Consider the following 18,474-nt stretch of genomic DNA (forward strand, 5'->3'; position numbering starts at 1 on the left):
TAGAGGCTGCGCCGGTTCTCCGAGCGCAGGTAGCGGGCGCGGGTGACCAGGCCGTTGATCTCGCGCTGGCCGCCCCCGTCCAGCTCAATGCGCACGCCCGCCTCGCGGCCCACCATCTGCTTGTAGGGCAGGTTGGCCGTGACGTGCTCGCTCAGGTCGGGGCTGTCGGGGCTTTGCAGCACGACGCTGTACTCGAACAGCTCGCCCAGCGCTTCGCGCCCGCTCAGGTTATGCACTTCGAAGGCCGGGCTGCCCTTGAGTTCAAGGGCCACGGCAGACCAGTAGGTGACGGTGCGGGGCACGGTGACGATCCTCCCTGAAGGCGCTGTTGGCTTCAGCGCCGCACTCTAGGAAGGCTTGGCTGCCCAGGCTGTCAGGCTTGGTGAGGCTGTGAAAGCAAGGCCGCTGAGGTGTTGCCAGACGTCAACCAGCGCGGACCAGCGCCGCAGCAGGCGACCAAAGGTTGGGCGTTGGCGCTACTCGACGCCAGCTTGATCTGGGTCGCTGGGCAGGTCGGCCTGGGCATGGCAACATGATGTGCAACCCGACCCCGACCCCGACCCCGCCCTCCGTTCTTCATGACACCAACCACCTCCTGGCTGGCCTACGACCACTACGCCTACGCCGCCTTTGCCGTGCTGGGCACGCTGGCGGCCGTGCTGTTCATCCAATGGGCGCTGCTGCGCTCGCGCTGGGCCGGCTGGCTGCAGGGCCTGCAGGGGGTGGCGCCGCCTTTCATCAACATCATCGGCGTGCTGTTCGGCCTGACCCTGGCCTTTCTGGCCAACGACACCTGGAGCGCCCACGACAAGGCCATGACGGCGGTCTACCAGGAGGCCGATGCCCTGCGCACCTTGCGCGTGCTGGGGCGTGACCTGCCCGCGCCGTTGCGCCAGTCGCTGGACGACGCGGTGCTGGCCTATGCCCGCGCCAGCGCGGCCGAGTGGCCCGAGCTGGCCCGGCGCGAGCAGAGCCCGGCCGTGCAGGCCCAGGGCGAGGCCTTGCTGCACCTGCTGGCCGGCCGGGCGGTGGAGCAGGCGGCCGGCGCCGGTGTGCAGGCCCAGATGCTGCGCGAGGCGCGGCTGCTGGCGGGCCAGCGCGACCTGCGCATTGCGCTGAGCCAGACCCACATCAACCCGCTGAAATGGCTGGGCATGGCGTTTCTGGGCTTTGTCACGCTGCTGTCGGTGGCGGTGGTGCACATCGACCGGCCCCGGGTGGTGGCCACGGCCACCGTGCTGTTTGCCCTGGCGGCGGCCCCCACGGCCACCATCGTGCTGATCCAGGGCAACCCCTTCCAGCAGCCCACGGCCGTGACCCCGGCACCGTTGCTGGCGGCCACCGGGAGCCCTTGAACCCAAGCGGCGGCCGCCCCGGGCGCCTCCTATAATCAGCGGCCTTGGGAACGCCCCTAGGCGTGGCCCGACCGGCCCCTGACGGCCGGCCCCCCCTTCAACACACCAGCGTGCGCGTGAAGTCCGTTGCGATGGCCCCACACCGATCCGACTCCCGCGCGCTGGCCACCCGTCAACACGCCGGCCGATGCCCCCTTTGAAACCTCAAGCCCCGGCCGGCAGGCCCGCCCCCGGCCCCGGGCTGCAGCGCGGCCGCGCCGGCCTCTGGACCTGGCTGGGCCTGTTCGCGCTGGCCCTGCTGTGGCTGGTGCCGCTGGGCACCCGGGCCCTGATCACCCCTGACGAGGGCCGCTACGCCACCCTGTCGCTGGGCATGCTGCACAGCGGCGACTGGATCACCCCGCGCCTGAACGGCCTGCTGTATTTTGAAAAGCCGCCCCTGCAGTACTGGGGCGGGGCGCTGGCCATGGCCGTGCTGGGGGTGAGCGATTTCAGCGCCCGGCTGTGGTCCGGCCTGGCCGGGCTGCTGACCCTGGGCCTGGTGGGCCACACCGCCAGCCGCCTGTGGGGCGAACGCACCGGCCGCATCGCGCTGCTGACCGGCGCGGGCACCACCTGGCTGGTGCTGAACAGCCATTTCCTGTCGCTCGATGCCGGCCTGTGCGCGGCCCTGACGCTGGCCCTGTGCGGCTTTCTGCTGGGCCAGCAGGCGCAGGACCAAGGCCGGCCGCGCAGCGGCTGGATGCTGGCGGCCTGGGCCGGCCTGGCGCTGGCGGTGCTGAGCAAGGGCCTGGTGGGCCTGCTGATCCCGGGTGCGGTGCTGGTGCTGCACAGCCTGTGGCGGCTTGATTTCCGCATCTGGCGCGCCATGCGCTGGGGCCCGGGGCTGCTGCTGTTCGCCCTGATCACCGTGCCCTGGTTCTGGGCCGTGTCGGCGCGCAACCCCGACTTTGCCTGGTTCTTTTTTGTGCACGAGCACTTTGACCGCTACCTCAAGCCCGACCACAACCGCTCGGGCCCGGTCTGGTACTTCCTGCCCTTTCTGTTGCTGGGCTTTCTGCCCTGGACCAGCGCCCTGCCCTGGCTGGCCCGGGTGCGCCGCGCCGACTTTGCGCCGAGCTTTCTGCTTTTGTGGGCGGGCTTTGTGCTGCTGTTCTTCAGCATCTCCAGCTCCAAGCTGCCCTCGTACATCCTGCCCATGTTCCCGGCCCTGGTGCTGCTGCTGGCCCCGGCCATCGAGCGCGCCAGCCAGCGGGCGCTGGCCTGGCACCTGGGGCTGCCGGCCCTGCTGTGGCTGGGTGGCGGCCTGGCCTGGCTGCTGGCCGAGCGCATCGCGGGCAGCGACAGCGACCCGGCCGTGGCACACACCCTGCTCAACGGCATCGGCCTGGCCAGTGGGCTGTTCCTGAGCGCCTGCGCGCTGGCCTGGTGGCTGCTGCGCCGCAACCGCCGCCTGCTGGCCGTGGGGGTGGTGGCGATCAGCCATTGCGCCTGCGTGCTGATCGGGCTGCAGGCGCACAACGGCTACGGTTTGCAGAAAAGCAGTGCCGAGCTGGTGCGGGCGGTGCCCGAGGCCTTCGACCCGGCCGTGCCGGTGTACGCCGTGCGCAGCTACGACCAGACCCTGCCCTTTTACCTGCGCCGCCCGGTCACCCTGGTGGACTACCGTGACGAGTTCAGCTTTGGCGAGCAGCACGAGCCCGAGCGCTGGATCGCCAGCCTGCCCGAGTTCGTGGCCCGCTGGCAGGCCGAGCCACGTGGCGTGGCCTACCTCGAAGGCGACACGCTGACAGAACTCACCGCCCTGGGCCTGCAGGCCCGGGTGGTGCTGCGCGACGATCGCCGCGTGCTGCTGGCCAAGCCCTGAGCCCCACCCTTTTTCTGCCCACACCCCATGAAAATCACCGACTTCCTGTTCGTTCTGGCCGGCGTGCTGCTCAATGCAGGCGCCCAGCTGCTGCTCAAATCGGGCGCCAGCGCGGTCGGCCCGATCCAGGGCTTTGAGGGCCTGCGCAACGTGGCCCTGACGCTGGCCTTCCACCCCGGGGTGATCGGCGGCCTGTTCTGCTATGTGCTGAGCGTGGTGCTGTGGATCGTGGCCTTGTCGCGCGTCGATGTGAGCATGGCCTACCCCATGCTGTCGATCGGCTATGTGGTCAACGCGCTGCTGGCCTCGGCCCTGCTGGGCGAGGTGATTTCGGCCCAGCGCTGGGGCGGCATGGCCGTCATCTTGCTGGGCGTCGCTATCATCGCCCGCAGCTGAACCTGCCTCTTGGAGCCTCTCTTGCAAGCCTTTCTGCCCTTCACCCGCCCCTCGATCGACGAAGCCACCATTGAAGACGTGGGCGCCGTGCTGCGCTCGGGTTGGCTGACCACCGGCCCGCGCTGCCAGGCCCTGGAGGCGGCGCTGTCGGCCCGCTTTGGCGGGCGACCGGTGCGCCTGGCCAGCTCGGCCACCGCCACCCTGGAGCTTGGCCTGCGCCTGGCCGGCGTGGGCCCCGGCGACGAGGTGATCACCACCGCCCTGACCTGGGTGGCCACCGGCAACGTGATCCTGCAGGTGGGCGCCCGGCCGGTGCTGGTCGACATCGACCCGGCCACCCGCAACTTCGACCTGGACCAGGTCGAGGCCGCGATCACCCCGCGCACCAAGGCCCTGCTGCCGGTGGACCTGGCCGGCCTGCCGGTGGACCGCCAGCGGCTGTACGACATCGCCCAGCGCCACGGCCTGCGCGTGATCGAGGACGCCGCCCAGTCCATGGGCGCGAACTGGGCCGGCGAAGAGATCGGCCTGAAGGGCGACCTGGTGTCGTTCAGCTTCCATGCCAACAAGAACATGACCACGGCCGAAGGCGGCTGCCTGGTGATGAACAACGAAGACGAAGCCCGCCGCTTCGAGCGCCTGCGCCTGCAGGGCGTGGTGCGCTTCCCCGACGGCAGCGCCGACGTGGAAGAGCTGGGGGGCAAATGCAACCTGACCGACGTGGCCGCGGCCATAGGCTTGGGCCAGCTCAAGCAGCTCGAGGGCTTCAACCAACGCCGCATCGCCCTGGCCCAGCGCTATTTCGAGCTGTTCCCGCGCGATCTGGGTTTTGATTTGCCGCTGGCCGATTTCAGCCAGAGCAACTGGCACATGTTCCAGCCCCTGCTGCCCGTGGGCGTGGCCCGGGCCGACTTCATCGCCCGCATGCGCGAGCAGGGCATCGGCATCGGCGTGCACTACCCGGCCATGCACCTGTTCACCCTGTACCGCAAAATGGGCCACTTTGAAGGCCAGTTCCCACACGCCGAAGACGTGGGCCGCCGCACCGTGACCCTGCCCCTGTTCCCGGCCATGGCCGACAGCGATATCGATCGCGTGTGCGCTGCCGTGCGCCTGGCCCTGTCTTGATTTTTCTGGTGAGCTGCCCTTGAACCCGACCCTTGCCTCTGCCCCACCCGCCGACCGCCACCCGGATGACCCGGTGCTGAGCGTGGTGATCCCGGTCTACAACGAAGAAGACGGCCTGGCCCAGCTGTTTGCGCGCCTGTACCCCGCGCTCGACCAGTTGGGGGTGCGCTACGAGGTGGTGTTCGTCAACGACGGCAGCCGCGACCGCTCGCCGGGCATCCTGGCCGAGCAGTTCGACCGCCGCCCCGACGTGACCCGGGTGATCCTGTTCAACGGCAACTTCGGCCAGCACCGCGCCATCCTGGCCGGTTTTGCGCACTGCCGCGGCGAGCGCATCGTGACGCTGGACGCCGACCTGCAGAACCCGCCCGAAGACATCGCCACCCTGCTGGCCAAGATGGACGAGGGGCACGACTACGTGGGCTCGATCCGCCGCCAGCGCCACGATGTGGCCTGGCGCAAATGGGCCAGCAAGGCCATGAACCGCCTGCGCGCCAAGCTCACCCGCATCGACATCACCGACCAGGGCTGCATGCTGCGCGCCTACAGCCGCAACATCGTGTCGCTGATCAACCAGTGCGGCGAGATGAACACCTTCATCCCGGCCCTGGCCTACCAGTTCTCGCGCAACCCCGCCGAGGTGGTGGTGGGCCACGAAGAGCGCTTTGCCGGCGAATCCAAGTACTCGCTGTACAGCCTGATCCGCCTCAACTTCGACCTGGTGACCAGCTTCTCGGTGGTGCCGCTGCAGTGGTTCTCGCTGATGGGCATGGCGATTTCGGCCGGTGCCGGGCTGCTGGTGCTGCTGCTGATCGGGCGGCGCATCGTGATCGGACCCGAGGAAGGCGGCCTGTTCACCCTGTTTGCGATTGCCTTCTTCCTGATCGGGCTGGCCCTGTTCGGCATCGGCCTGATCGGCGAGTACGTGGGCCGCATCTACAGCGAGGTGCGGCAGCGCCCGCGCTACGTGATCAGCGCCATCCTGGAGCAGAAGCGATGAGCGCCAACGGGCCCAACAACAGCGCCCCCAGCGCGGTCGTCTTCGCCTACCACAACGTGGGCGTGCGCCTGCTCAAGGTGCTGATCGACGCCGGGGTGCAGATCCGGCTGGTGGTCACCCATGCCGACAACCCGAACGAAACCATCTGGTTCGGCAGCGTGGCCCAGGTGGCGGCCGAGCATGGCCTGCCCTGCATCACGCCCGAGGCGGCCGACACGCCCGAGCTGCTGGCCCAGTTGCAGGCCCTGGCCCCCGACTACCTGTTCTCGTTCTATTACCGCTACATGCTGCCCCAGGCCGTGCTGGAGGTGCCGCGCTGCGGCGCCTACAACCTGCACGGCTCGCTGCTGCCGCGCTACCGCGGCCGGGCCCCGGTGAACTGGGCCGTGGTGCGCGGCGAACGCGAGATCGGCGCCACCCTGCATGTGATGAACGCCAAGCCCGACCACGGTGCCATCGTCGACCAGCAGGCCGTGCCCATCCTGGGCAACGACACGGCCCGCGAGGTGTTCGACAAGGTCACGCTGGCCGCCGAGCTGGTGCTGGCGCGCTGCCTGCCCGGCCTGCTGGCCGGCACCGCCGTGCTGCAACCCCAGCAACACATCGCCGGCCAGTACTTCGGCCGCCGCACCCCGGAAGACGGGCGCATTCCGGCCACGGCCACGGCCTGGCAGGCGCACAACCGGGTGCGCGGCGTGGCCCCGCCCGACTACCCCGGCGCCTTCTTCGAGGCCGAGGGCCACCGCGTACAGATCGACCGCACCCTGTGGGCCGGCGCGCCGGGCCCGGCGGAGCCCGACGCGGGCAAGCTGCAGGCCGACTCCAGCCTGGCCCTGCTGGTGCAGGACGGGCGCCTGCTGCTGCGCGGCGCCGACGGTGTGCTGCTGCCGGTGCTGGCGGCGCGACTCGATGGCGCCCCACTGGACGCGGCCCGTTTTCAATCGCTTTACCCCGGGCAGGCGCTGGCGCCCCGCGACTGAGCGAAAATCCCGGCATTGACAGGAAAAAAATCTTGAAAAACGTCCTCATCCTCGGCGTCAACGGCTTCATCGGCCACCACCTGACGCGCCACATCATCGAAACCACCGACTGGCACATCTACGGCATGGACATGCAGTCCGAGCGCGTGCAGCCCTGGATGGACCACCCCCGCTTCCACTTCTTTGAAGGTGACATCACCATCAACAAGGAATGGATCGAGTACCACGTGCGCAAGTGCGACGTGGTGCTGCCCCTGGTGGCCATCGCCACCCCGGCCACCTATGTGAGCGACCCGCTGCGCGTGTTCGAGCTCGACTTCGAAGCCAACCTCGAGATCGTGCGCCACTGCGTCAAGTACAAGAAGCGCATCGTGTTCCCCAGCACCAGCGAGGTGTACGGCATGTGCGGCGACGACGAGTTCGACCCTGAGGCCTCGCCCCTGGTCTACGGCCCGATCAACAAGCCGCGCTGGATCTACGCCTGCTCCAAGCAGTTGCTGGACCGCGTGATCCACGCCTACGGCCAGCAGCACGGCCTGGACTACACCCTGTTCCGCCCCTTCAACTGGATCGGCCCGGGCCTGGACAACCTGCACACCGCCAAGGAAGGCTCCAGCCGCGTGATCACCCAGTTCCTGGGCCACATCGTGCGCGGCGAGCCGATCAAGCTGGTGGACGGCGGGGCCCAGCGCCGCTGCTTCACCGACATCGAAGACGGCATCCGTGCGCTGATGCTGATCCTGGCCAACAAGGACGGCTGCGCCACCCGCAACATCTACAACATCGGCAACCCGAGCAACGACCTGTCGGTGCGCGAGCTGGTGGGCGAGATGATGACCCTGGCCGCCAGCATCCCCGAGTACCGCGACCATGCGGCCCAGGTCAAGGTGCTGGAAACCACCTCGGCCGAGTACTACGGCAAGGGCTACCAGGACGTGGAACGCCGCGTGCCCAAGATCGCCAACACCCAGGCTGACCTGGGCTGGAAGCCTGAGGTGACCATGCAGCAGGCCCTGGCCCGCCTTTTTGAGCACTACAAAGACCAACTCGACAGCGCCCGCGGCCTGATCAATTGATCGCCCTGCGGCCTGGAGCGAAGCCATGGGCGTGATTGCACTCAAGATCGATGTCGACACCTGGCGTGGCACGCGCGAAGGTGTGCCGGCGCTGGCCAAGCTGCTGGAGCGGCTGGACGCGCCGGCCACCTTCTTGTTCAGCCTGGGGCCGGACCACACGGGCCGGGCGCTCAAGCGCGTGTTCCGCCCGGGCTTCTTCGGCAAGGTGGCGCGCACCTCGGTGGTCGAGCATTACGGCCTCAAGACCCTGATGTATGGGGTGCTGCTGCCCGGCCCCGACATCGGCCGGCGCGAGGCCGACGGCCTGCGCGCCATCGCGCGCGCTGGCTTCGAGACCGGTGTGCACACCTGGGACCACGTGCGCTGGCAAGACAACGTGGCCGGCGCCAGCGAGGCCTGGACCCGGCGCGAGCTGACCCTGGCCGTCGAGCGCTACAGCGAGGTCTTCGGCGCCCGCCCCAGCGTGCACGGCGCGGCCGGCTGGCAGATGAACGAGGCGGCCTACCGGCTGCAGAAGGAACTGGGCTTCAGCGTGGCCTCGGATGGCCGTGGCACCCAGCCCTACTGGCCTTGCGATGCCCAGGGCGAGGTGATCGGCCCGGTGCAGCTGCCCACCACCCTGCCCACGCTCGACGAGCTGCTGGGCCTGGACGGCTGGACCGTGGACAACGTGCACGAGGCCCTGCTGGCCCGCACCCGCGAGGTGGCGCCGCTGCACGTCTACACCCTGCATGCCGAACTCGAAGGCCAGAAACTGGCCCCGGTGTTCGAGCGCCTGTTGCGCGGCTGGCGCGAACAGGGCTACCGCTTCGCCACCCTGGGCGAGTGCGCCGCCTACCTGCAGCCGGCCCGCCTGCCGCGCTGCCCCGTGGGCCTGGGCACCATCCCAGGCCGCAGCGGCCAGTTGGTGGTGCAGCAAGCCGCGCTAGCGCGCTGAGAGCCTGCCGCCCCACCCCGCACGGCCTCGCCAGCACGTTTTGGCCCGCGCCGATATAGTCGGCGACATGTCCGCACCGCCAGCATCGCCCAGCGCCCGTCCCGGGCCCGCCCACTCACCCACCCCACCTGAAGACCCCGACCACGGGCTGGACCGCAGCGCGCTGCTGGCGCTGGCGGCCATCCTCATGGGCGTGGGGCTGGGCACGCTGGACACGGCCATTGCCAACACCGCGCTGCCGGCGATTGCCCATGACCTGAACGCGCCCCCGGCGGCCTCGATCTGGGTGGTCAATGCCTACCAGTTGGCCACCGTGGCCCTGCTGCTGCCGTTTGCGGCGCTGGGCGACCGGATCGGGCCGCGGCGCGTGTTCATGGGTGGGCTGGCCTTCTTCACACTGGCCTCGCTGGCCTGCGCACTGGCCCCCACGCTGACGCTGCTGGCACTGGCCCGGGGCCTGCAGGGCATGGGGGCGGCGGCCATCATGAGCGTGAACATCGCGTTGATCCGGCTGCTGTACCCGGCCTCGCGCCTGGGGCGCGGCGTGGGCATGAACGCGCTGGTGGTGGGGGTGTTCTTTGCGGTGGGGCCCACGGTGGCTTCGCTGGTGCTGAGCGTGGCCGACTGGCCCTGGCTGTTTGCCATCAACGTGCCGCTGGGCCTGCTGGCCCTGGGCTTTGGCTGGCGCACCTTGCCGCACAGCACGCCACGCGACCACGGCTTTGACCCGCTGACGGCGGTGTTCACCGCCCTCACCTTCTCCACCCTGATCGGGGCGCTGGGTGCCGCAGCCCAGCAAGAGCCCTGGCCCCTGGTGGCCATCCCGGCCAGCGTGACGGTGGTGGCCGGGGCGCTGCTGCTGTGGCGCCAGGCCGGGCACCCGGCGCCCATGCTGCCGGTGGACCTGCTGCGCCGGCCGCTGTTTGCCCTGTCGGTGCTGACGGCGCTGAGCGCCTTTGCCACCCAGGGGCTGGCCTTTGTGTCGCTGCCCTTCTTCTTGGAGCAGGTGCTGCACCGCAATCCGGTGGACACAGGCTTTCTGATGTCGGCCTGGCCGGTGGTGGTGGCGGCGGCGGCCCCCTTTGCGGGGCGCCTGTCAGACCGGCACCCGCCGGGCCTGCTGGGGGGCATCGGGCTGGCGGTGCTGAGTGGGGGCATGCTGTCGCTGGCCCTGCTGCCCGAGCAACCCGGCACGCTGGACCTGGTGCTGCGCCTGTGCGTGTGTGGGGCGGGTTTCGGCTTTTTCCAGTCGCCCAATCTGCGCGCGCTGATGTCCAGCGCCCCGCCTGAACGCGCCAGCGGGGCCAGCGGCATGATCGCCCTGGCCCGCCTGACCGGCCAGGCCAGCGGGGCCGCCGGGGTGGCCCTGTGTTTTGCCCTGGGGGGCACGCACGGTGCCAAGACCGCCCTGGCCGTGGGTTGCGGCACAGCCGCGCTCGGGGCCGCGGCCAGCACGGCGCGGCTGTTCACGCGCCAGCGCTGAGCCCGACAACCGAGCTCTGCGCCCTGCGGCTCAAAAGCCCAGGCGCTTGGCCGATGAGAGGGTGCTGACCACTTCGCTGGTGGCCTGCGCAAACGCGGTGCCGGGCGCCAGGGCGTCCTCGGCCTCGCGCATGCGGCGCTGGTTGATCAACTCGCCCACCTGGCCCGCCACGCGGTGGAAGTGGGCGTGGCGGCCCACCAGTGCGCTGAAGGTGGTGCGCTCGGCCAGGCGCTGGCCGTCGCCATAGATCCACTTGCCCAGGGCACAGCAGTCGTCGCGCGACAGGGTGGCGGTATCGACCTGGCTGCGGTCTTCAATCGCCTGGCGCAGCTTCACCTTCCATTGGCGGTGGGCGTCGATGATGGCGTCCACATCCACGCCTTCCACCAGGGCCGCGGCCCGGTGGCCGGGCAGGCGGAACTCGTCCACCGTGGCCGCCATGGCCACGGCCACCCGGCGTTGCGAGCCGGCGGCTGCGGCCGTTTCTTCGACCAGGGCGGCGTTGGCCTGGGTGTTGCGGTCCAGTTCCTGCACCGCGGCGCCGATCTGGGTCACGCCCAGGCTTTGTTCGCGCGCGCCATTGGCCACCTCGTCGAGCAGCGATTTCACGTTCTCGGCGCTGGCCACGATCTCCTGCATGGTCTGGCCGGCCTGGCGCACCACGGCCGATCCCGAGCTGACCTCTTCGGTGCTGCCCGCGATCAGGGTCTTGATCTCCTTGGCCGCCACCGCGCTGCGCTGGGCCAGGCTGCGCACCTCGCCTGCCACCACGGCAAAGCCCCGGCCCTGCTCGCCAGCCCGGGCAGCTTCCACGGCCGCGTTCAGGGCCAGGATGTTGGTCTGGAAGGCAATGCCATCGATCACGCCGATGATGTCGCTGATTTTTTGCGACGAGGCCTGGATGCGCTCCATGGTCTGCACCACCGAACCCATGACCCGACCACCTTGCTCGGCCGTGCTGGCATTTTGCTGGGCGATCTCGGAGGCCCGGCGCACCGATTCGGCCGTCATCTGGATGGTCGAGGTGGTCTGCTCCAACGCCGCCGACGACTGCTCCAGTGCAGCAGCGGCCTGCTCGGTGCGGGCCGACAGGTCGGCCGTGCCCTGGGCGATCTCGGTGCTGGCCTGCACCACCTGATCGCTGGCCTGCTGCACCTGGCGCACGGTGTCGGTGAGCGAGGTCTGCATGTGGCCCAGTTCCCGCATCAGGTCGGACACCTCGTCGCGCCCCTTGGTGTCGACCGTGGTGCGCAGATCGCCCATCGAGATGCTGAGCAGGAACTTGCGCAGCAGCTTGAAGCCGCCGGTCATCGAACGGTAGAAGCCCATGAAGAAATACAGGGCCACCAGCAGGCTCAGCACCGTGAGTGCCGCCGTCAGGCCCACGTGCAGGCGCAGCGCGCCCTCACGCTCGGCCAGCATGTCGTCGAGCACGGCCAGGTTCTGCCGCACCTGATCCGACTGGGCTTGCAAGGCCTCGGTGGCCAGCACGCGGAAGGCCTCGGCATCGCCCTGCACCTCGACCTGCCCTGGGGGGAAGCTGCTGCGCGCGGCGCCTTCCAGGCGCTGCAGCACGGCGGCGGCATCGGTCTTCAGGCGGCCGGCGGCGGCCGGGGCCGCGGCACGCACCTTGTCGAGGTTGTCGGTGAGCAGCTGGCGCTCATGGGCCAACACACCCAGCAAGGCATGCAGCCTGGCGGCGGCTTCGGGCTTGAGCTGGCCGCTGGCCAGGGCGGCACGGCCCAGGCCACGCAGCTCGGCCGTGTCACGCAACAAGCCCGGGGGCTGCATCAGCGTGGCGCCCACCAGGTGGAACGAGGCCAGGTCTGAGTCCAGTGCCAGCCCCGAGCCGTCGGTGACCTTGTCCTGCAATTGGCTGAGGGCGGCCGCCAACTTGTTCATGGCCGTGAAAACGGCCTCGGGCGTGCTGCTGGACTGGCTGGCCTCCCGGCTGGCCTCCAGCACCTGACGCAAGGCCGCACTGCTGCCCAGTCGCTCGCCGAGTTCGGTGTCCAGGGCCTGCAGCTTCTGCACGGCCTGCTGGTATTGCGCCTGGGCCTGGGCCAGTTCACCCCCGGCCTGGCCCGCGGCCGCGTTGCGGGCCCGGTACCGCCAGACACTGGCGGCATCCACCACCGGGGCCAAGGCCTGGCTGTAACGCACGCCTTGCCGCTCGGTGGCAACAAAGTCCAGCTCGGCATTCTTGGCGCTGCCGTAGGCGAGCAGCAGCCAGGCCACAGGCAGCAGGAAGGCCGCCGAGATCAAGGTCATCTTGGCCGGGAAACGCAGGCCACGCATCAAAGCGGCACCAGGCCGCCACAGGGAGGAATCGACAAAGCTCATGCGGGATCAGACAGGAGGGGGGGGTGAGGGTGAAGGGGCGCTGCAGGTGATGCCCTGCTTTTGTTGACACTTTGTCACAACACCCCCTCGGGTTTCCTGACATCCATCAAGAACAGCCGGGAAGCCCGTGCCGACGCCGCCCAGGGCTGGGCCTGGCTTGCAACCGCAACCACAACTGTCAAGTGGCCCGGTGATGCGCGCGACAGACAGCTGCGCAGCACGAAAGACACATCGGCAGGCAGGCGGCCATAATGTCCTGAAAGAACAATTCGTAACATGTGGGATTGAAATGGCACTCAAGTCCATGCGGCCCCCGGGCCGTCGCAGCGCCCTGCTCCGATTCGCTCTGCCCCTGGCATGGGTCCTGCTGGGGCGCAGCGCCGCCGCCGGCAAGCTGCCCGAGCCCACAGGGGCTGTGCTGCTGACCCTGTCGGGCCGGGTCGGTCAAGCCAATCAGGGCGCGCAGGCCGTGTTCGACCTGGCCATGCTGAGTGCGCTTGCGCAGCGCCGTTTCAGTGTCAAGACCCCGTGGGACCCGCGGCCGGTCTCGTTCGAGGGGCCGCTGCTGCGCGAGGTGCTCAAAGCCGCCGAGGCCCAAGGCAGCCGCCTGACCCTGGTGGCCGTCAACGATTACAAGGTGGAGATCCCGATGGAAGACCTGGAGCACTGGGACGTGGTGCTGGCCCTCAAGATGAATGGCCAGGCCATCCCGACGCGCACCAAAGGCCCGCTGTTTGTGGTCTACCCCTTCGACCAGGCCCAGGGCGCACTGCTGGACCAGTTCCGCGACCGCTCCATCTGGCAGCTGGTGTCGATCCGGATCGACTGAGCACCCGGCCACCGCACACCGGGACACCGCATGAGCTCCAGCGCCAGCACCCTCACCCAACCGGGGCGGACGGAAACAGGCCGTGGCCTCTCACTGCGGGTTTCGATCGCCACCGTGGTGGTGTTCTCCATGTTGCTGGTGGCCGTGGTGGTGATCGGCACCGGCTGGGCCGGGGCCCGGTCCAACGCGATCTTCACCGCGACACGCATGGCCACGGACGCAGGCAAGCTGGTGACGGAGCGGGCCAGAGGCCTGCTGGAGCCAGCCAAGTCCACTCTGCGTCAGCTCACCTTCGACCCCATCACCACCGCACGCACGCTGGACGAACGACTGGAGCGCATCTACGTGCTGTCGGAGGAGCTGGTGGCCAACCCGCTGCTGTCCTCGGTCTATGTGGGCTACGAAGACGGCGCCTTCTTGCTGGTGCGCCCGCTGGACCAGCCGGCCCAGCGCAAGCTGTTTGGCGCACCGCCCAAGTCGAACTTCATGGCCCAATCGCGCGCCCGCGACCGCCAGGGCCGCTGGCAGGGCGAGTACCTGTTCTTTGACACCGCGCGCCGACTGCTGGAGCGGCGGGCCATGCCCGACTACCGCTTCGACCCCCGCACACGCCCCTGGTACCAGGAGGCCCAGGCCACAGGGCAGCCCTCGCTGTCCGAGCCCTATGCCTACTTCACCACGCAGGAGCTGGGGGTCACCCTGAGCCAGTTGAGCCATTCAGGGCAGGCCGTGGTCGGCCTGGATGTGGTGCTGGACCAGCTCAGTCGCTCGCTGGCCGATCTGCGCGTGACGCCGCACGCCCGGATCGCGCTGGTGAATGCCCGCCAGGAAGTGCTCGCCGATCCCGACCACCCCCAGGCCGGTCTGGCCGGCCAGGGCCTGCCGCGATTTCGCCGGGTGCAGGACCTGGGTGAGGCCGGGCTGAGCGCACTCGCGGAGCAAGGCACCCAGCCCGCCCCCCAGGCGGGCCTGGGCCAGGCCCGCGTGCTGCAGGTGCAGGGGCAGGAAGTGCTGGGCCTGGTGCTGCCCTTCGAGATGTGGTCCGACCAGGGCATGCGCCTGCTGGTGACCGCGCCGGTGGACGAGGTGCTGGGCGAGCTGAGCGCCAAACGGCTTCGCATCGTGCTGCTCGTGGTGGTGCTGGTGCTGGCCATGCTCGCCTTGAGCTGGCCCATGGCGGCGCGCATCGGCCATGGCATCGAAGGGTTGACCAGCAAGGCCCGTGAGGTGGCGCGGTTTCAATTCACGCCGGCCGCCCTGCGCCCCTCGGCCATCAAGGAGGTCAATGAGCTGGCGCTGGCGATGCAAGGCATGAGCCAGACCATCGAGAGCTTTCTCAGGCTCAGCCACCAGATGGCCACCGAGCCCGAGGTCGAACGCATGCTCGAACAGGTGCTGCAGCAACTGGTGCAGGCCACGCGCAGCCGTGCCGGGGCGGTGTACCTCTGGGACGAGGGTGCAGGCTGCATGCAGCGCGCCGCAGTTCATGGCCAGCCGGCCTCCCCGTTCGAAGCCCAATTGACCGGGCCAGGTGCCGCAGCGCCCGGGCCGGCCGGCGAACAGCGCAGTGAGCTGCTGCTGCAGGGGCGCCAGGGCGACCGCCAGGGCCTGCTGGTGTTGGTGCACCAGGGCAACGATGGCCACGAAGGCCAGGCCTTCCAGCAATTTGCGCAACAGCTTTCGGGCATGCTGGCCGTGTCGATCGAGACGCGCCAGCTGATCGATGCCCAGAAAAAGCTGCTCGACGGTGTGATCCGGCTGATGGCCGACGCGATCGACGCCAAGAGCCCCTACACCGGCGGCCACTGCGAACGCGTGCCCGAGCTGGCCATCCAGATGATGGACCAGTTGCAGGCCGACGCCAGCGGGCCCTACGCGGGCTTTCGTTTGAACGAGCAGGAGCGCTATGCCTTCCAGCTCGGGGCCTGGCTGCACGACTGCGGCAAGGTCACCAGCCCGGAGCACATCGTCGACAAGGCCACCAAACTGGAGCTGATCGGCAACCGCATCCATGAAGTGCGGCTGCGCTTCGAGCTGCTGTGGCGCGACGCCGAGATCGCCTGCTGGCAGGCCCAGGCCCAGGGGCAGGACGCTGATGCGGCCCGCGCCGCCTTGGCCGAGCGTCAGCGCAGCCTGCAAGAGGATTTTGCCTTTGTCGCTGCCTGCAACCTGGGCAGCGAAGCCCTGAGTGATGAGGCCATCGCCCGCCTGCATGCGCTGGGCGCCCAGACCTGGCTGCGCCACTTTGATGACCGGCTGGGTTTGTCGGTGGAGGAGTTGAATCGCCTGCAGCAAGCCCGCCCGGAGGCCCCGCCCCTGCCCGCCAGCGAAGCCCTGCTGGCCGATCGGCCTGAACACTGCGTGCCCTGGGGCGAGCGGCGCCCGCCGGTGGAAAAAGGCGCCCCAGGCAATGTGTACGGTTTTGACATGGCCCTGCCTCGGCACAAGCAGAACATGGGCGAGCTGCACAACCTCTCGGTGCGCCGTGGCACCTTGACGGAGGAAGACCGCTTCCGCATCAACGAGCACATCGTGCAGACCTACACCATGCTCAAGACCCTGCCCTGGCCCCAGGCCCTGAGCCGGGTGCCCGAGCTGGCCGCCACGCACCACGAGCGCCTGGACGGCCAGGGCTACCCGCGACGCCTGAAGGCCGACCAGCTCGGCCTGCCCGAGCGGGTGATGGCGCTGGCCGATGTGTTCGAGGCCCTCACGGCGGCCGACCGCCCCTACAAGACGCCCAAGCCCTTGAGCGAAACCCTGGCCATCATGGCGCGCATGTGCCGGGAGCAGCACCTGGACGCTGAATTGTTCCGGTACTTCCTGCGCAGCGCGCTGTGGCAGCGCCTGGCCCAGAGCCACCTACTGCCTGCACAGATCGACCCCGTCGATCCGGCCTCGATCGAAGCCCTGCTGCCTCTCAAGACCTGATCTGGCGTGCGATCACTCGTCTTGCGCCCCAAAGTGGTGCAACGTGCGAAAATAGCAGTTCGTAAAGCGAAAAATGCCTTACGTCAAATACACTTGTTCAAAATGAACGTTCCAGCAGACGCCCTGCGGGTCATCGAATTTCTGATGCAGAAGACCCCGACCATGATCGCCTATTGGGATCAGGGGTTGCGTTGCCGATACGCCAACGGTGCCTACAAGACCTGGTTCGGTGCGGATCCGGAAAAGATGATCGGCATGACGTTGATGGACTTGTTGGGCCCAGAGCTGTTTGCATTGAATGAGCCCTATGTCCGAGGCGCACTGGCAGGCCTGGAGCAAACATTCGAGCGGGTCGTCCCAGGGCCGGACGGGGTGCGGCGCAACAGCCTGGCCAAGTACATGCCCGACATCCAGGACGGCGTCGTGCAAGGCTTTGTGGTGACGGTCACCGAGATCACCCAGCTCAAGCAACTCGAAGAAGCCCTGGCGCGCGAAACGGCCATGCGCAAAGACATTGAACAGCGGGCGCAGGAGCTTTCAGACTTGCTGATCGAGCGCAGCGAAATGCTCGATGTGCTGGCCCACGAGGTGCGCCAGCCCCTGAACAATGCCTCGGCCGCCCTGCAAAGCGCCCAGGCAGCCCTGGTCACGATCGCGCCCCCCGGGCTGACCCAGCGGCTGGAGCGGGCCCAGTCGGTGCTGCAGCAGGTGCGCAGCAGCATCGACAACACCTTGGCAGCGGCTGCACTGCTGGCCGGCCCGGGCAAGCTCAACCGCATCGACATGGACATCGACACTTTTGTCCAGGTGTGCATCCAGGACCTGGGTGAGGCCGACCAGGCCCGGGTGCGTGTGGACCGGCAGACCGCCACCCGCACCGCCTCGATGGACCTGGGCCTGATGCGCCTGGCGCTGCGCAACCTGCTGCTCAATGCCGTGCGCCACAGCCCGCCCGGCACGCCCATCGTGGTGCGCCTGGCCGACTCGGACGAGCCCCTGGCACTGCTGATCGATGTGATCGACCAGGGCACAGGGTTTGACCCGCAGGTGCTGCCCCACCTGTTTGAACGCGGCACCCAGGGCCGGCACTGCCACGGCGGGCGTGGCCTGGGGCTGTACCTGGTGCACCGCATCCTCGAAATGCACGGCGGACAGACCTGCCTGCTGCAGCAATCCGCTGCCGGCTCGACAATCCGCATGATCTTGCCCCCTCAGGAAGACGAATGAACATGCTCAGCGAAACCACCGACATCACGGACGCCCAAGCCCCCACGTCCAACGCGACACCCGCTTTCTCCGGCCAGGCGATCGCGGCCACTCTGCCGGCCACGCTGGCCCTGGTGGAAGACGATCTGGAATACGCCGAATACCTGGCCCAGTACCTCCAGGAGCAGGGCGTGAACGTGCGCCGCTACGGCGACAGCAATGACCTGCTGGCCGACCATGCCCCTTATGACTACGGTTTCTACCTGCTGGACCTGACCCTGCCCGGGGTGGATGGGGTGGAGTTGATCCGCATCCTGCGCAAGCGGACCGCAGCCGGCATCATCGTGGTCACCGGGCGGCGCGACAACGATGTGTTTGAACGCGTGATGGAAGCCGGCGCCGACATGCACCTGAGCAAGCCGGTGCGTTTCGAACAGGTGACCATGGCCATCAAGGCCGTGCAACGCCGCAGCAGCCCCAACGCCGTGCAGAGCCCCGGCCTGAGCTGGAAACTGGACACCTTGCAGGCCGAACTGCTGGCCCCCGATGGAACCCGCATCGGCCTGAGCGGCACCGACATGGCGGTCATGGAGTGCCTGCTGGAGGCCCAGGGTGCCGTGGTCAGCAAGAACACGCTCAACGAGCGCCTGGGGCGCCCGCTGACCGAAGGCCCCGACAACGGCCTCAACGCCACCATCTACCGCCTGCGTCGGCGCATCGAGCAGGCCACGCCCCTGCACGTGCCGCTGCACAGCCAGAGCCGCAAGGGCTACCAGTTCCGGGCACCCCTGGTTCGGGTTTGAGCTGCCGCCGTCGGCGTCTCCGGAGGATTGCGTCGGCGGCTGTCTATTTTTGGAACAAATGCAACTCGAACGTCAGCAGATCGTCACAAAAAGTCATTTTTGAACAATTGCCGTCTATCATGGGTGTTGAAAAGCCCATT

At 68.7% G+C, this 18,474-nt stretch carries 15 protein-coding genes; 13 read left to right on the top strand and 2 right to left on the bottom strand.

Annotated elements, in window-relative coordinates; translation table 11 throughout:
- Positions 1-302, bottom strand: a 302-nt coding sequence (locus L880_RS32490; protein ID WP_043329633.1) for a contractile injection system protein, VgrG/Pvc8 family, incomplete at its 3' end; no start/stop codon positions are given.
- A 276-nt stretch (positions 303-578) separates the two neighbouring features.
- Between L880_RS32490 and L880_RS0115650 the strand changes: the two genes are divergently transcribed.
- From L880_RS0115650 to L880_RS0115690, 9 genes are all read left to right on the top strand, one after another.
- Positions 579-1,355 (top strand): bestrophin-like domain, encoded by a 777-nt coding sequence (locus L880_RS0115650; protein ID WP_027476482.1) that lies wholly within the window; start codon positions 579-581, stop codon positions 1,353-1,355.
- A 196-nt stretch (positions 1,356-1,551) separates the two neighbouring features.
- On the top strand, positions 1,552-3,222 hold the full coding sequence (locus tag L880_RS0115655; protein ID WP_169737767.1) for a glycosyltransferase family 39 protein: 1,671 nt from the start codon (positions 1,552-1,554) through the stop codon (positions 3,220-3,222).
- A gap of 27 nt (positions 3,223-3,249) precedes the next feature.
- The gene (locus tag L880_RS0115660) at positions 3,250-3,618 is read left to right on the top strand and encodes an EamA family transporter (RefSeq protein ID WP_019574212.1); all 369 of its coding nucleotides are present in this window, start codon (positions 3,250-3,252) and stop codon (positions 3,616-3,618) included.
- Between the two features lie 21 nt (positions 3,619-3,639).
- Positions 3,640-4,746: a DegT/DnrJ/EryC1/StrS family aminotransferase gene (locus L880_RS0115665; protein WP_157462916.1), complete on the top strand. Its 1,107-nt coding sequence runs from the start codon at positions 3,640-3,642 to the stop codon at positions 4,744-4,746.
- A gap of 19 nt (positions 4,747-4,765) precedes the next feature.
- Positions 4,766-5,746 carry a glycosyltransferase gene (locus L880_RS0115670; RefSeq protein WP_051443345.1) on the top strand — a complete coding sequence of 327 codons (981 nt, stop codon included), beginning with the start codon at positions 4,766-4,768 and terminating at the stop codon, positions 5,744-5,746.
- On the top strand, positions 5,743-6,726 hold the full coding sequence (locus L880_RS0115675; protein WP_027476486.1) for a formyltransferase: 984 nt from the start codon (positions 5,743-5,745) through the stop codon (positions 6,724-6,726). The genes L880_RS0115670 and L880_RS0115675 overlap by 4 nt, the downstream gene beginning before the upstream one ends.
- Before the next feature lie 32 nt (positions 6,727-6,758).
- On the top strand, positions 6,759-7,802 hold the full coding sequence (locus tag L880_RS0115680; RefSeq protein WP_027476487.1) for a bifunctional UDP-4-keto-pentose/UDP-xylose synthase: 1,044 nt from the start codon (positions 6,759-6,761) through the stop codon (positions 7,800-7,802).
- A 25-nt stretch (positions 7,803-7,827) separates the two neighbouring features.
- A complete protein-coding gene (locus tag L880_RS0115685; RefSeq protein ID WP_027476488.1) occupies positions 7,828-8,739 on the top strand; it encodes a polysaccharide deacetylase family protein in 912 nt (303 codons plus the stop codon).
- Between the two features lie 67 nt (positions 8,740-8,806).
- Positions 8,807-10,222: an MFS transporter gene (locus tag L880_RS0115690; protein WP_027476489.1), complete on the top strand. Its 1,416-nt coding sequence runs from the start codon at positions 8,807-8,809 to the stop codon at positions 10,220-10,222.
- A gap of 30 nt (positions 10,223-10,252) precedes the next feature.
- Here L880_RS0115690 and L880_RS34425 read toward each other — a convergent pair whose 3' ends face one another.
- On the bottom strand, positions 10,253-12,565 hold the full coding sequence (locus L880_RS34425; protein ID WP_051443346.1) for a methyl-accepting chemotaxis protein: 2,313 nt from the start codon (positions 12,563-12,565) through the stop codon (positions 10,253-10,255).
- A 289-nt stretch (positions 12,566-12,854) separates the two neighbouring features.
- On the opposite strand from L880_RS34425, the gene L880_RS0115700 reads away from it, so the two are divergent.
- From L880_RS0115700 to L880_RS0115715, 4 genes are all read left to right on the top strand, one after another.
- The gene (locus L880_RS0115700; protein ID WP_027476490.1) at positions 12,855-13,394 is read left to right on the top strand and encodes a putative pterin-binding protein; all 540 of its coding nucleotides are present in this window, start codon (positions 12,855-12,857) and stop codon (positions 13,392-13,394) included.
- Between the two features lie 30 nt (positions 13,395-13,424).
- Positions 13,425-16,325 (top strand): HD domain-containing phosphohydrolase, encoded by a 2,901-nt coding sequence (locus L880_RS0115705; protein WP_027476491.1) that lies wholly within the window; start codon positions 13,425-13,427, stop codon positions 16,323-16,325.
- A 102-nt stretch (positions 16,326-16,427) separates the two neighbouring features.
- Positions 16,428-17,552, top strand: a complete 1,125-nt coding sequence (locus L880_RS34430; protein ID WP_051443347.1) for a sensor histidine kinase — start codon at positions 16,428-16,430, stop codon at positions 17,550-17,552.
- Positions 17,549-18,334 carry a response regulator transcription factor gene (locus tag L880_RS0115715; protein WP_211245327.1) on the top strand — a complete coding sequence of 262 codons (786 nt, stop codon included), beginning with the start codon at positions 17,549-17,551 and terminating at the stop codon, positions 18,332-18,334. Before L880_RS34430 ends, L880_RS0115715 begins: the two co-directional genes overlap by 4 nt.
- The last annotated feature ends 140 nt before the right edge of the window (positions 18,335-18,474 follow it).

The organism is Curvibacter gracilis ATCC BAA-807 (assembly GCF_000518645.1).
Taxonomy (GTDB): domain Bacteria; phylum Pseudomonadota; class Gammaproteobacteria; order Burkholderiales; family Burkholderiaceae_C; genus Curvibacter; species Curvibacter gracilis.

Bases quoted from the DNA above. Each gene is read 5' to 3' on its own strand.
- L880_RS0115650 (WP_027476482.1), top strand. From the start codon at position 579: ATGACACCAACCACCTCCTGGCTGGCCTACGACCACTACGCCTACGCC.
- L880_RS0115660 (WP_019574212.1), top strand. From the start codon at position 3,250: ATGAAAATCACCGACTTCCTGTTCGTTCTGGCCGGCGTGCTGCTCAAT.
- L880_RS0115675 (WP_027476486.1), top strand. From the start codon at position 5,743: ATGAGCGCCAACGGGCCCAACAACAGCGCCCCCAGCGCGGTCGTCTTC.
- L880_RS0115685 (WP_027476488.1), top strand. From the start codon at position 7,828: ATGGGCGTGATTGCACTCAAGATCGATGTCGACACCTGGCGTGGCACG.
- L880_RS0115690 (WP_027476489.1), top strand. From the start codon at position 8,807: ATGTCCGCACCGCCAGCATCGCCCAGCGCCCGTCCCGGGCCCGCCCAC.
- L880_RS34425 (WP_051443346.1), bottom strand. From the start codon at position 12,565: ATGAGCTTTGTCGATTCCTCCCTGTGGCGGCCTGGTGCCGCTTTGATG.
- L880_RS0115700 (WP_027476490.1), top strand. From the start codon at position 12,855: ATGGCACTCAAGTCCATGCGGCCCCCGGGCCGTCGCAGCGCCCTGCTC.
- L880_RS0115705 (WP_027476491.1), top strand. From the start codon at position 13,425: ATGAGCTCCAGCGCCAGCACCCTCACCCAACCGGGGCGGACGGAAACA.
- L880_RS34430 (WP_051443347.1), top strand. From the start codon at position 16,428: ATGAACGTTCCAGCAGACGCCCTGCGGGTCATCGAATTTCTGATGCAG.
- L880_RS0115715 (WP_211245327.1), top strand. From the start codon at position 17,549: ATGAACATGCTCAGCGAAACCACCGACATCACGGACGCCCAAGCCCCC.